The following is a 13910-nucleotide window of genomic DNA, read 5'->3' on the forward strand; positions in this document are numbered from 1 at the left end:
ATTATTAAATTTCTTTTTTAAGAAAATATTAAGAAACCCCGTCACTATTTGTTAAGAAAATGTATCTATACTGAATTCTGTTGCTTAAAGAGAACATCAAGAATCATAACAGGAGGTACAGATAGATGAAAACAATGTTAGAGGCGAAAGGGATTTCGAAAATATATGATACAGGCGGGAATACGTTTGAAGCGTTGAAAGATATTCATTTACAGGTAAAAGAAGGAGAGTTTGTCGGTATTATGGGACCGTCTGGTTCTGGTAAGACGACACTTTTAAATGTCCTTTCTACCATTGATACAGCTTCAAAAGGTGAGATTTTAATTGATGGAAAAGATATTGTGAAGATGAATGATGATGAATTGGCGCTATTTCGTCGTAATCATTTAGGATTCATTTTTCAAGATTATAACTTGTTAGATACGTTAACAGTACGAGAGAATATTGCACTGCCACTCGCTTTATCAAAAGTGAAGGCGAAAGAAGTAGAATTACGAGTCGAGACGATTGCGAAGAAGTTTGGAATAGATCATATTTTAAATCAATATCCGCATGAAGCATCAGGTGGACAAAAACAGCGCTGTGCAGCATCAAGAGCGATTGTAACAAATCCAAGCATGATTTTTGGGGATGAGCCAACGGGTGCACTTGATTCAAAGTCAGCGACAGATTTATTAGAAAGCATGAAAACATTAAACGAGAAAGATCGTGTAACAATTTTAATGGTAACGCATGATGCATTTGCGGCAAGTTATTGTAAACGTGTTGTATTTATTAAAGATGGCAAGTTATATAAAGAATTACACCGCGGGGGTATGACACGCAAACAATTCTTCCAACAAATTATTGATGTGATGTCTTCCATATCTGGAGGTGCTACAAATGAACTTATCTAGCATTGCACTTCGGAATATAAAACGAAATTTTAAAGATTATTTTATATACTTTGCGTCTATGATTTTTAGTATTGTCATTTATTTTACGTTTAAGGCGTTGCAATACAATTCACAAATAAGTGAAGCTGGAGATAACATAGGACGAGGATTCCAGCTTGCGAGTGTAATGCTTATTATTTTCGTTGCTATATTTATTATATATTCGAATGGTTTCTTTACACGAAAGCGTAAGAAAGAAATAGGTCTTTATTCTTTACTTGGTATTCGAAAGAAAGAAATAGGTAAAATGCTTTTTTATGAAAACATGTTAATGGGGTTATTATCGTTAGTAATCGGAATTATAATAGGTAGTTTACTTTCAAAAGGGTTCCTGAATTTACTTGTAAATATGATGGAGTTAGGTGTAAAAGTTCACTTTGAAGTACCGATTGGAGCGGTTATAGATACAGCAGTTATTTTTTGTTTCATTATTTTATACACATCGTTTAAAGGGTACCGCGTTATTTATCAATTTAAGTTAATTGAGCTATTCCGTGCAGATAACGAAGGCGAAGTCATGCCAAAAGGTTCTAAAATAATGGCTATCATTTCTATATTATTAATTGGATCAGGGTATTTCTTATCAGTAACGGCTATTAAAAATGCAAACAGTGATAACTTTATGCCACTTGCTCTTTACATTTTATTAGCAACAGTACTTGGAACATATTTATTATTTATGTTCTTTACAGTCTTTGTATTAAAAAGAGTGCGAAACAAAAAATCTTCATTCTATAACGGAATGCAAATTGTGACGACATCTCAGTTACTATACCGCATTAAAGGAAATGCGAAATCGTTAGCGACGATTGCAGTATTAAGCGCAGTAACGTTAACGGCGGTTGGAACTTCTGTTACGATGTATTACAACACATACATGCAAGCAAAAAAATATAAGCCAGTTAGTTATTCATATGAAGTGAAAGATAATCATGTGGATCGTAAAGTGAATGAGATTTTAAAAGAAGAAAAGAATGAAGTCATTCATCAATATGAGTTAGAGACAGTAAAAGTGATAGGTGAATACGGTGATAATATTTCAAATAAAGATAGTTTACATGCAAGAACAACTGAAATTATCGCACAGTCAGCATTTAATAAAATTGCAAAGTATTTAAATGAAGAAACTGTGTCTTTAAAGAAGACAGAAGCGTATGCATTTGATGGCATGTACAGTGAAGGGAAGAGGGATAGTGGCGTATATAAAAATCGAGAAGCTATCTTCCCAATTGGAGAAGTAGCACCAGTACAAGTGAAAGATGTACAAGCAAAAAATATTACAAACTTATATGAACTTCTAGTTGTCGTTCCGGATGAAGTGTATGAGCAAGCGAAGAAGGCAATTGGAGCTCATACTGTGAAAAATATTGATGTGAAAGATGAAAGAAATAGTAAAGTGTTAACAGAGAAATTAAAGAAAGTAATACCGGAAGAAGATGCAGAAGGAAGAGAACAATTCAGTGATTTCTATACTATTTTCCGTGATGGTATTGAAATATCAGGTTTAATGATGTTTAGTGGTATGTTCTTAGGACTTGTATTTTTACTTGCAACAGGATCTATCATTTACTTCAAACAATTAACAGAAGCACATGCAGACCGTGAACGGTACATCGTTCTTGGAAAACTCGGTGTTACGAAAAAAGAAATGAAAAAGGCAATCGCAAAACAAATGAGATTTATCTTCTTCACTCCTTTAGTACTTGGTATATTACACACTTTATTTGCGCTGAAAGGATTAGCGACAGTTATTCCATATGAAATTGCAGTCCCGTTGTTAATTAGCATTGGCGTGTATAGCGTTATTTATATTGGTTATTATTTGTTGACGGTTCGTGCTTATTTTCGGATTGTTAGTAAATGAAAAAATCCCGTGTTGAGTTTGGACACGGGATTTTTTGTTTATTTAATACTAATAAACAAGGTAGATATTACACTTAGTTTACGATATCTTTTTGTATGAATATATTGTAATTCATTTTGAGTGATTATGAAATAGAAAATCGAAAAGTGTCGATAAAGAGTCGGAATAGATATTTTTTCTTTAAAACCTTATGTTCTTTAGTTGAGTTTCTTTCTAGAATTCATTAGATTTTTAATGAAAGTAAGTAGCGCTAATTAATAGATAGTATAAAATACAATATAGAAATAACTAGGATTTTATATAGAGCAATATATATAAGAAATGCTTACTACGTATTTCTTAAGGGTTTTAAAGAAGATTAGTAGAATGTGCTTAGTAATTCAGCTATGCTTTTTTATCATCCAAAATATTGTAGTGATTTTAATTGGAAAGGGAGCATGTTAATGGAGACACAAATCGTTATTGGAGTACCTGGTTTATGGAAAGATAGAACAGAATTAATACAAGAAGTTGTGAGTAAAAGTAACTATATGTTAGCAGGGAATAGTATGCACCATAAGGAGAAGGAGATTGGCTTTGAAATCGATATATATGAACAAGATCCTTCTTTGAGAGAGGCTTTCTTCTATGCAAGTGGTGAGCGTTTTGATGAAGAATTGCTTCGGGATTTGGAGAAGCATACTTATACAGTGTATGTTATTGCAAAAGTTGACGATACAGAGAGGTTACAAGAAGTAATTGATGTAGGAATGGAACTTTTAAATGCAGGTGGACTTGCTTTAAAAGTTGAAACAGCAGGTGTAGCTTATTCAAAAGAAGAATGGCAAGAGCTTGCAGAGGATAAGGAAATCTTCCCTATGTATTCACATCTTGTAACTTTAGTTGGAGATGAAGAGGACGGTTATTATTCATGTGGAATGCAAGCATTTAATCTACCAGACGTTGTTTTAGACGGAGGAATAGAGCCGGAAGTAGCTGTAGATTTATTAAATGATTTTAACCTACATAATATATTGGAAAAACCTAATTTGAAAGATGGAGATACAATTAACTTCACAGAAAATGCTCCTGTGTATCATCTATCTCATTATATAGATAATCGTTATGAACAAGAGGATTCATTTTATAATCCGTGCGGGTTATGGAAGTTAGAGCGTGCTTCAGCAAAGAAATCTATATTTCAAAAAATGAGGAGTATGCTAAGAGGATGAAGAAATGCATAAAAGAGCAACTACGCATATGTGAAAAATATGGGGCGGAGTATGTAGAATACCAGATAACTTTAAGTTAGGAATAGCGCAAAATGTGAAAAGTGGTACCGTTCCAATTAATGGGTTACGAATGCCTGTAGAAAACGGAACGACAGGTTGGTACATTTGGGCTGGTGAAGAAATGGGGACAGAAGAAGATTTCTTTCTTCCTTTACACGTTCAACATATTGATGAATGGGCACCTGAAATAAAGAAGTATTTAGGGTTACCATCTGGTTGGAGATTTTTAATTGCTGGAGATTACGAGGACGTGTGGTATGATCCGAATTTGCTTGATGAAGATTTAGAAGAGGATTTAGATGCATGGGAAGAAAATATGCTACAAGAGCATGGATGGTACATGCATAGCATATTAGCAGAAGATATTGATGGTATACATGCTAATTATCATATGCATGGTCTAAGAGATAACTTTAATCATCAAGATTTATAAAAAATATTAAATATAGATTCTGAAGTTTTTCAAGTAACAGATTGAGAGTTTTTATTACTCAATGAAAGAGGAATTTTTTCAGCTGCATGAGAGCACGGTAAATGTTAGATAATATTAATGAAAAGGTGATAAATGTGCAAAAAGATATTTTAAGGTTATTAGATAGAAAGCAAAGTAAGTATGAATTTCCTATCTTAGATAATGAAAAGAGAGAATCAGGATTGGTTAATGGTGTTTCAATTTGTTGGTACAGGTTCATTAGGTGTATTTAATGATATTCAAGTATATGGAGATAGTATTACTCATTCAATGGGTGATGATGGCATTTTGCAATTAAATGATGGCGATTATGAGTTGTTTGATGATGAAGGTGAATTTATACTGGATATTTATAACGGCAGTTTAAAGATTCGTGAGCATCATTTTGAATATCAATTTACAGAAGAAGATTATGCGAATAATGGAATAGAAGTACAAACGACAGAGCAGTATCCAACATACTTCATGCGTATGCTTGCTACTAATGATGAAGCTAAAGAATTATTATGGTGGGATAAAGAAGAAATTTTAGAAGAGTTTGGTTTAGAAGGCGACTGGCAAGTAGCCTATGAAACGGAAGAATGGAAACATGTTGAAGAAGAAAAAGTAAGTGAAAATGAATTCTTCCAATCAGTAGCCGCTGCAATAGAGAAGAAAGATTCAAGTGTTATTGTGAATAAAAATGCTAATACGCATTGGAAAAATTGGGTAGAATTTGATTGTGACTGAAAAGGATAGGAGAAAGAATAACAAATGAAAAGAAGAAGAAAATCCGGAGAAAAAGTACAGATGAATCGTTTTAAACTTCCTTTATGCTACGGAAGTGAAGCGCCATATTATTATTACGAGGTGGCGCCTCATGAAAGAGAGGGACGGTTCCATTTAACATCAGATCTTTGTGTAATGGATGATGAACATTATTTTATTAGAGGATGTTTAGAGATTCCTATAATTGATTATCACGAAAATTTCATTTGGACTGTGTGGGCATCACTTAGTAAAGAAAGTTATGATGAAGTATTAGAGAAGTGGGATGAAAGAGGCCGAGAAAATAGTGATCCTTACTTTGGTTGGTTATCTGTAGAAATACCAGTTTATCCAGAAACACTAAATTTAAAAACAAATGTACATATAAGAGAAGTAGGAATGGCGCCGTATGTTGAATTAGAGCCAACCGAGCATCCTTTAGCGATCGAACAAAGAAATGGAATTACTTTGGAGAGAGTTAAAGAAATACAAGAAATGATTCAACAACATAACTAGATTAGAAGAGAAAAAACGAGTGATAGCACTCGTTTTTTCTTATACAACCGCAGGATTATAAATCATCGTAAAGTGTCCTTGTAACAATTCAATATGACACGGTGTATGAAGCGAACTTTCGCCATCTGTATCTACTTCTTTTTCTTCTTTTGTTTCAATATGAATGGATTTCGCCTTTACATGGAAAATATCATTTTCATTTGAGTCTTCAAATAGTTTCTTTCCGATATAATCTTTAAACGCTTGAATGCCTGTTGACTTGACTACGAAAATATCAAGTGTACCGTCATCACATTTTACGTTCGGAATAAAGGAAGGAATACCACCAAGATATTCACCGTTTCCAACCATAACAAGGACAGCTTCGTCTTCATATACTTGTCCGTCATAAGTGATTTTTACTGGGAATGTTTCAGCATTTTTTACAGTTCGAATTGTGCTTAAGTAGTAGCCGATTTTTCCAAGCTTTGCTTTTTCTTCTGCATCGATATTATTTGATACTTCAGATACGAGACCAATGCCCCAGAAGTTTAAGAAATGTTGTCCATTTGCTTTTGCAACGTCAACTGGTTTTACGTGTTCCTTTGTGATAAGTTTTGCCGCTTCTGCAATGTTTTGTGGAACACCAAGTGTGCGCGAGAAGTCGTTGCAAGTTCCGCCTGGAATAATTGCAAGTGTAGGTCTAGTTTCAAGAGGGGCTAAGCCGTTTGTGCATTCAAATACAGTTCCGTCACCGCCAAAGACGATAATTAAATCTACTTTACTAGCAAACTCCTGACAATATTTTGTTGCATCGCCTTGTTTTTTCGTATGAAGGATACGTAAGTCAGGAAAATTTGCCGCAAGAGGTGGTACGATTTTCGCCAAATTTGTATGTAAGTCGCCTTGTCCAGCTTTTGGATTTACGATGAGGAGTACCTTTTCAAATTTTGTCTTTGTCATTTTTATTCTCTCCCTTTGTCTTTTACGAATTGTGATAGAAAATAAACTTCCATCAGTAATTGATGGAAGTTTACCCCGCTTAACGGGCAGTAAGACTCCCACCTCAAATTTCGCCGAATACGAGGAAGTCAGGTGGGAGATTAACTGCCCGTAAAAGCCCGATTGGTGAAGGCTAATAATCAGTGGGAGAAAAAAACCACTGATTAAAGTTTCACTTTATTTTATTATATTACTCCGTTACAACTGAAGCGATAAATGGTAAGTTACGATATTTTTCTGCGCAGTCGATGCCGTAGCCAACGATAAATTCGTCTGGAATTTGGAAGCCAACATATTCAGCTTTTAAGTCCACTTTACGGCGTTCAGGTTTATCAAGTAACGTACAGAATTTCAATGCTTTTGGTTTGTGCATGAAGAAGTGATCTTTTAAGAAGTGAAGTGTTAAACCAGAATCGATAATGTCTTCTACGACAATTACGTTTTTTCCAGTAATGTTTACATCGATATCTTTTAATAGTTTTACTTTTCCAGTTGTTTCTGTTTGATTTCCGTAGCTAGATGCAGAGATAAAGTCGATTGTTACTTCGTTTTTAATGTGACGAATTAAATCAGCAGCAAATACGAATGAACCTTTTAATACGGCGATAACTACGATTTCTTCTCCTTCAAAGTCACGCTCGATTTGAAGTGCTAGTTCTTTTACTTTTGCTTGTAATTGTTCTTCAGAAATTAAAGTGTCTTTTATTTCAATTTTCATTTGAATCCTCCTACAGTGTAAAACTTGTGAACATTTCGACTGTAAAGGATAGAAAGAAAAAAGTCAAAGAAGACATAAGGTTTTTACAAAAATCCCCACAAAATAGTCAGATGATATGATATACTGATTACATTAAGAAAACGCTTCCACAAAGGGTGATTATGATGAAAAAGAAACAGTATACAAGTGTAACATTTATAAAAGCATTGCTTTTAACAATTGTTCTTGGTATGTTGGCTTACATAATTGATGTACCTGCAATTCGCATTTCACTAATTGGAATGACTTTAGTATTAGGCGCAATTTCCCACGGTATGATATCACAGCTCAAAGAAGCTGGACTTGATAATATGAAAAATCATATAGATAAGAATTAAGAAACCTTCACGTATATATAGTGAAGGTTTTTTCGTTTCTTACAAAACTGTAAGGTAGTTGTAAGACAAATCGATAGTTGCATAATAGTATTTTGGATAAACTAAGGGTGTAAGGTAAAAGGCAAGCATATTTTAGGTAAATTAAGTTTTAGGTACTCTATATGTGAAGAAGGAGTAGGAGGGCATGGAGAAACGTTGGACAACCTTTTCTTTTTTAGCGACTAGTAACACCGTAATGCTAGCTGGAGAAATGGATTTTTTGCACTTGTTTGATCGTAAAGACGATCATTCTTCTTCGCAATTTACAATGAAATGGCGTAAATGGAGCGAAAGTTGTAGATTGGAAGAAGAGGCCCCTAACGAAGAGCAAAAGATTATTTTAACAAATCCTATTAAAGCGTGGGTTGTTCAACGTCGTAAGTGTAACGTCAAAAATCACTTCAAGAAAACTGAGCCGAGACAATTAGTTATCGCTCCGGCCCGCTCTACTTCTGAAACACGCGAAAGTAACATGTAAATATTGAGACACGCACCCAAAAAAACATCGTATATATTGCGATGTTTTTTTATTTTTTACAATGAAATCTTTAAATGAAATATATTTCATCTGCATCTTATATTTATATCTCTTGTTTATTCTAGTGATACATCCGATGCGAAGTGATGTAAAACGTATAAGAGGAGAGAGATAAAATGAAAAAGAAACTATTACCAATCTGTGCAATGGCACTTTTAACAGTAGGATATTCTTCAGTAGCAAGTGCGGATACTGGAACAGTAACAAAGGAAGAAGCAGCGCAAGTGCAACAAGATAAAGCTAAAAAAGAAGAAGCAATTAAGGCGCAGCAAAAAAATGAAGAAGAGAAAAAGCAAGCGGCACAAGTACAAGAGAAAAGTGATATGGCTAAAAAAGAAGCTGCGATAAAAGAGCAACAAAAGAATGAAGTAAGGAAAAAAGAAGAGGCACAAGTAAAACAAAAAAATGATGCGGCAAAAAAAGAAGTAGCGAAGCCAATTGTAAAAGGTGAAAAATTACCAAATACAGCATCTAATAATGTAGCAATGATGGGATTAAGCGCATGTCTCGTAGCGGTAGGTACATTATTTGGTTTGAATCGTCGTAATAAAGTTAAGGCGTAAATAAAATATTGTCCTATAAAGAATGGGATAATTTCATATATTAAAAATGGTAGGTTATTCCTACCATTTTTTGCATGGAGGGATGAAACATGAAGTTACTCAATTATATCGGTATCATATTGATGGCCATAGGGCTATTCATGGGATCATATTACGCTGTGGAATGGTATAAAGGAAAAAGCTCTGCGCAAGAATTAACGGCAGAAGAAATAAAGAAACTTAAAAATATACAAGATACTCAACTTTCTCATGAAACACCTGTAACTTCTCAAGTGCCTTCTTCTCAAATAGAACATAAAGAAGGAGAAAAAGTAGCAATGTTAAATATACCGAAAATAAAGAAGAAGTTTTCTATATATTGGGGAGCGAATGATGCAACGCTCAAAAAAGGAGTTGGTATGTTTGTTAGCGATTTAACGACAACGCCATCTGGAGGGGGACATACTGTATTAAGTGGGCATCGGGATACTGTATTTACAGATTTAGGAGAGTTGAAAGAAAAGGATACTCTTATTTTAGAGTATGATAATAAAACTTACACATATGAAATTCAAAAGACGTGGATTACCCATGCGGATGATCGTACTGTTATTATAAAAAAAGAAGAACCACTATTAACACTAACAACTTGTTACCCATTTGATTATATAGGAGATGCACCGGATAGATATATTATCGAGGCGAAGTTAACTGCTAGTTATTCAAAATAAAATTATAGTTTCTGAAGGCGAGAGGGGGATACATACGTTATGTCAAAAAACATTTTAATTGTTGAAGATGAAGATATATTACGTGAAATATTAAAGGACTATTTTTTAAGTGAACAATATGTAGTGTTTGAAGCAAGGGACGGGAAAGAAGCTTTAGTTGTATTTGAAGAAGAAGAGGTTGATTTAGTTATTTTAGATATTATGTTGCCGGAACTCGATGGATGGTCTGTTTGCCGAAGAATTCGGAAGACGTCCGAGGTGCCTATTATTATGTTGACGGCGCGCGTAGATGAAGATGATACGTTACTTGGTTTTGAACTTGGAGCAGATGACTATGTGACGAAGCCGTACAGTCCACCAATTTTATTAGCAAGAGCGAAACGATTATTAGAAAGTAGAAAAGCATCGAAGAAACCTTTAGAGAATGAAGATGATACGTTATCAATTCATGGTATCCACGTTCATTTTCCATCACGTACTGTTACTGTTGATGAGGTAGATGTTAGTTTAACGCATACGGAGTTTGAAATATTGGTGTATTTCATGAAAAACCAAGGGATTGTACTAACAAGGGAACAATTAATTTCAAGAATTTGGGGATACGAATTTGCTGGCGATGATCGAACAGTTAATAGCCATATTCGTAATTTGCGAAATAAATTAGGAGAGAAAGCAAAGTACATTACAACTGTAGTACGAACTGGATATAAATTTGAGGGGAATGTATGAGAAAAGGGATTGTACTAAAATTATTTACTCTCACAACAGCATTATGTATGTTAATTTTAGCGACGATATTTATTGGACAAACGATATTTTTCAAACAATATTATGCGAATCGAAAAGTAGAAGATATTAAAGTGAATTTAAATTCCTTTGAAAAGAATTATTTAAATTACGCAGGAAATGCAGAAGGAATTCAGAAACTGGAGCAAGACTTTTTTAGAGAAAATAATACGTGGATTACGACATTAGATCAGAATGGGAATTTAAAACATGTGGATGATTTTTATTTTGAGGTAACGATAGACCGTAGGAAACAAAAGGAGTTTGGACAACAAATATTCAAGATTCCCTTATACAATCTCGTCAATATAGAGGAGATTGATAATAAATCATCAGATCAGTTTTTAGGACAAATAATGTCTGTTTCTGGGATGAAACAAGAAGATAGTTTTATTCCATTCTCTTTCACGTTAAGTAAGCAAAATTTAAATGGATCTAATAAGCCATTAGAAAAAGCGTTTCAGGAGAAAATTAAATTAGATGAGGAGAAAAGGAGAGCAGCTGGGGAGCAACTTGTTAAGGAAAAGAAACCAGCTGTTCAGGAAGAAGCTGCTCAGGAATTAGGCTTTTACATAGAAGGACGTGTTACAAAAGTACAGCTCCCAGATGTAAAAGGTCCTGTGAATCCAATTTATAAAAATAGTATATTCTTGGATAACATAAAAGAATTTCAAGCTGATTTATTACTAAAGGAAAACAAACACATACAATATGCAACACAAACAATGGACTATGAAAAAAATGATATAAAATATAAATTATTAATCAAACCAATAAAAGAAAAAGACGGATCGGTAACATATATTTATGCAATGGCTTCTTTACAGCCTGTAGATGAAGCTGTGCAAATGGTGCAAGATTATTACATTTACATTGTTGCGTTTGTAGTCGTTCTTATATTTCTAGCTTCGTTCTATTACTCAAAACAAATCGCAAAACCGTTATTAAAAATAAATGATACGACCAAAAAAATAGCGCATTTAGATTTCACAGAAAAAATACCAATTACTTCAAAAGATGAAATTGGTGATTTATCGAAAAATATTAATACGCTATCGAATAAACTCCATTCGCATATTGGACAGCTAGAACAAGATATTGAAAAGGAAAGAAAGCTAGAAAAGACGCGGAAGGAATTCATTTCTGGTGTTTCGCATGAATTAAAAACACCGCTAAGTATTATGAAAAGCTGTATTTCTATTTTAAAGGATGGGGTAGCTGAACATAAAAAAGAGTACTATTTTCAAGCGATGGAACGAGAAGTAGATAAAATGGATACGTTAATTTTAGATATGCTTGAGTTAGCTAAATTTGAGTCAGGTACATATAAAATGAAAATGGATTCATTTTATATCGATACAGTAATTGAAGATATATGTGAACACCTTTCTGTAGAAATAGAGAAAAAAGAACTTCGTGTTCATAAAAACATAGGTCCATTTGAAGTAGTCGCAAATCAAGGCCGGATTGAACAAGTCATCGTGAACTTCATTACGAATGCCATACGTTATACACCGAATAAAGAGGATATTATTATTTCTACAATAGATGAGAAAAATCGTATAAAAGTGTGTATTGAAAATAAAGGTACTCATATTGAAGAAGAGCAATTAGATAAAATTTGGGATCGTTTTTATCGCGTGGATGCAGCGCGTCATCGTTCACAAGGTGGAACGGGGCTTGGGCTTGCCATTTCAAAGAATATTTTAGAACTACACGAAGCTGAATATGGAGTAAAGAATACAGAAGACGGTGTGTTATTTTACTTCTACTTACCGAAAAAAGCGTAGATCATACATGCTACGCTTTTTTTTAAGTTATTTTCATATTATCTTTACCTAATCTTTATTTTTAAGAGATATAATCTTGTTAGAAAAAGAGGTTATGTAAGGAGTAGATTAGCCATGAATAGCAATTTACTAGGTGTGATGGTATTTATTTTTCTTTGTGCATTTATTGTATTTATTATTGATATTACTCATTGAGAATTTTGATATAAAAAAGGGCGCTAGTTAAGCGCCCTTTTTGTTTGCATTTATTTGATAAGCATTGATGCTTTTGAATAAGCGTGGTGAAGTGATAAATAAAAATATAAGTAAAACTGTACATAGAATAAAAGAACCAAGCATTGTGCTGCCATTTACGATTAATGAATATAGCACAGCTGATTGACCTTTCGGTGCATATTGTCCCCAGAAAATAATACCGGCAATAAAGTGACAGAAGTAACGAGCTAGACTACCGATAAATGTAGCAACGATAATGAATCCAATTACTTTCTTTCCTTGGTTTTGTTTTGATGAAGGTTTATTTTTATGGCTACTTAAGTTTGATTGTTCGTTGCCATTCGCATTAGATGCTAAAAGTGCATTTTGAATTGGACGATAGAATAACCCGGCAAATCCGATAAAAGCAAAGGCAATGAAGTACTCAATGAATGCTTGAACTGGTGTTAAAATGTAGGCATCACCTACGACAATTTGTAATAGTCCCCAAACTAAACCACCTAAGAAAGCTGATTTAAAGCCCCAGCGGTAAGCAATAATAAAAATAGGAATCATAGCGAATGAGATAGAACCGCCTGTTGGAAGTTTAATTGATAATGGTAAAATGTCGATGACCATGGCGAAGGCTGCAAGAATAGCAGATTCGATCATCGCTTGTAAATTAGTGTTACGCATGTTGTCTCCCCCTAAATCCAAGTTGTACAAAAAAGAATAGATATCATAGGAGGATACGAAATACGTAAATAAAAATGAGGTATGTATTTCGGACGTTTGCACAATCCCTGCGTTAGCATTAACTAACAGGTTCGAAGGGTCGGAACGAAGTGTTCCCTCTCAGCGGCATGGCTCCCCCAGTGATAACGAGATTCTTTATTTGCTATTGTTTATTGTAAGCGAAATGGATGAGAATGGCAAATGAATACAGCATGACAATAATTGAAATACAATTGTAGCGAAATGTTAATAAATATGAAGCAAAAGGGTATAGTACAAGAGAAATTGGGTGTGGTATAATTTTTTTGAAAATAATTATCATTCTCTTCTGAGGGGGAAGGTTATGAGCTTAGTAGATATTAAAATTGGAGAGAAAGTGTTAGTAAAAAGCATTCAGTCTTTAGATCAGCTATTAAAGCGTAGACTAGCTGCTTTCGGTCTAGCGGAAGGAAGCGAACTTCGCCTGAAACAGAAAGCGATGTTTAAAGGTCCTTGTACATTGGAGTGTCGTGGACAGTTAATTAGTATTCGTCATTGTGACGCGAAAATGATAAAGGTGGAATTAGCGTGAATAAGGTAGCTTTGCTAGGGAATCCGAATACAGGGAAGACATCATTATTTAATGCACTTACTGGTTCTTATGAATATGTAGGAAACTGGAGCGGTGTAACAG

The 13910-nt window shown here is 34.1% G+C and carries 15 protein-coding genes, 2 pseudogenes and 1 riboswitch; of the genes and pseudogenes, 14 read left to right on the top strand and 3 right to left on the bottom strand.

The window, feature by feature from the left end; genetic code table 11:
• Nucleotides 1-125 precede the first annotated feature (125 nt).
• The 6 genes and pseudogenes from JDS92_RS15480 (at nt 126) to JDS92_RS15505 (ending at nt 5805) form a co-directional block, all read left to right on the top strand.
• Nucleotides 126-896 carry an ABC transporter ATP-binding protein gene (locus JDS92_RS15480; protein ID WP_098911443.1) on the top strand — a complete coding sequence of 257 codons (771 nt, stop codon included), beginning with the start codon at nt 126-128 and terminating at the stop codon, nt 894-896.
• Nucleotides 883-2799 (top strand): FtsX-like permease family protein, encoded by a 1917-nt coding sequence (locus JDS92_RS15485; protein ID WP_199632126.1) that lies wholly within the window; start codon nt 883-885, stop codon nt 2797-2799. Before JDS92_RS15480 ends, JDS92_RS15485 begins: the two co-directional genes overlap by 14 nt.
• Nucleotides 2800-3242: 443 nt before the next feature.
• On the top strand, nt 3243-4010 hold the full coding sequence (locus JDS92_RS15490; protein WP_142345856.1) for a DUF4261 domain-containing protein: 768 nt from the start codon (nt 3243-3245) through the stop codon (nt 4008-4010).
• Nucleotides 4007-4500, top strand: a pseudogene (locus JDS92_RS15495) (immunity protein Imm33 domain-containing protein); the annotation flags it as partial. The gene JDS92_RS15490 and the pseudogene JDS92_RS15495, both read left to right, overlap by 4 nt.
• Nucleotides 4501-4604: 104 nt before the next feature.
• Nucleotides 4605-5271, top strand: a pseudogene (locus tag JDS92_RS15500) (DUF7003 family protein).
• 24 nt (nt 5272-5295) lie between these two features.
• Nucleotides 5296-5805: a DUF2199 domain-containing protein gene (locus JDS92_RS15505; RefSeq protein WP_087970504.1), complete on the top strand. Its 510-nt coding sequence runs from the start codon at nt 5296-5298 to the stop codon at nt 5803-5805.
• 39 nt (nt 5806-5844) lie between these two features.
• Here the strand turns inward: JDS92_RS15505 and JDS92_RS15510 are convergent, their stop codons facing one another.
• Together JDS92_RS15510 and hpt are read right to left on the bottom strand one after the other, a co-directional pair.
• Nucleotides 5845-6747: a diacylglycerol/lipid kinase family protein gene (locus JDS92_RS15510; RefSeq protein ID WP_087970505.1), complete on the bottom strand. Its 903-nt coding sequence runs from the start codon at nt 6745-6747 to the stop codon at nt 5845-5847.
• A 229-nt stretch (nt 6748-6976) separates the two neighbouring features.
• Nucleotides 6977-7504 carry a hypoxanthine phosphoribosyltransferase gene (gene hpt, locus JDS92_RS15515; protein ID WP_000687583.1) on the bottom strand — a complete coding sequence of 176 codons (528 nt, stop codon included), beginning with the start codon at nt 7502-7504 and terminating at the stop codon, nt 6977-6979.
• 161 nt (nt 7505-7665) lie between these two features.
• Between hpt and JDS92_RS15520 the strand changes: the two genes are divergently transcribed.
• The 6 genes from JDS92_RS15520 (at nt 7666) to JDS92_RS15545 (ending at nt 12307) form a co-directional block, all read left to right on the top strand.
• Nucleotides 7666-7881 carry a hypothetical protein gene (locus JDS92_RS15520; protein WP_002039823.1) on the top strand — a complete coding sequence of 72 codons (216 nt, stop codon included), beginning with the start codon at nt 7666-7668 and terminating at the stop codon, nt 7879-7881.
• 184 nt (nt 7882-8065) lie between these two features.
• Nucleotides 8066-8398: a hypothetical protein gene (locus JDS92_RS15525; RefSeq protein ID WP_000415608.1), complete on the top strand. Its 333-nt coding sequence runs from the start codon at nt 8066-8068 to the stop codon at nt 8396-8398.
• A gap of 176 nt (nt 8399-8574) precedes the next feature.
• Complete coding sequence (locus tag JDS92_RS15530; protein ID WP_098911441.1) at nt 8575-9021, top strand: LPXTG cell wall anchor domain-containing protein; 447 nt, start codon at nt 8575-8577, stop codon at nt 9019-9021.
• 89 nt (nt 9022-9110) lie between these two features.
• Complete coding sequence (locus JDS92_RS15535; RefSeq protein ID WP_000771580.1) at nt 9111-9731, top strand: class D sortase; 621 nt, start codon at nt 9111-9113, stop codon at nt 9729-9731.
• Nucleotides 9732-9770: 39 nt separating this feature from the next.
• Nucleotides 9771-10460 (top strand): response regulator transcription factor, encoded by a 690-nt coding sequence (locus tag JDS92_RS15540; protein ID WP_000041849.1) that lies wholly within the window; start codon nt 9771-9773, stop codon nt 10458-10460.
• Entirely contained in the window at nt 10457-12307 is a 1851-nt protein-coding gene (locus JDS92_RS15545) for a sensor histidine kinase (RefSeq protein ID WP_098911440.1), read from the top strand. The genes JDS92_RS15540 and JDS92_RS15545 overlap by 4 nt, the downstream gene beginning before the upstream one ends.
• Before the next feature lie 222 nt (nt 12308-12529).
• Here JDS92_RS15545 and thiT read toward each other — a convergent pair whose 3' ends face one another.
• Nucleotides 12530-13198, bottom strand: coding sequence for an energy-coupled thiamine transporter ThiT (gene thiT / locus JDS92_RS15550; RefSeq protein ID WP_097957392.1), 669 nt, complete (start codon nt 13196-13198; stop codon nt 12530-12532).
• Between the two features lie 86 nt (nt 13199-13284).
• Nucleotides 13285-13386: riboswitch (TPP riboswitch) on the bottom strand.
• Nucleotides 13387-13580: 194 nt separating this feature from the next.
• Here thiT and JDS92_RS15555 point away from each other — a divergent pair.
• Together JDS92_RS15555 and JDS92_RS15560 are read left to right on the top strand one after the other, a co-directional pair.
• Entirely contained in the window at nt 13581-13808 is a 228-nt protein-coding gene (locus tag JDS92_RS15555; RefSeq protein WP_000060512.1) for a FeoA family protein, read from the top strand.
• On the top strand, nt 13805-13910 hold a 106-nt coding region (locus tag JDS92_RS15560), incomplete at its 3' end, for a FeoB small GTPase domain-containing protein (protein WP_199632128.1). The genes JDS92_RS15555 and JDS92_RS15560, both read left to right, overlap by 4 nt.

It is taken from the genome of Bacillus cereus group sp. N12, from assembly GCF_016483575.1.
GTDB classification, from domain to species: domain Bacteria; phylum Bacillota; class Bacilli; order Bacillales; family Bacillaceae_G; genus Bacillus_A; species Bacillus_A toyonensis.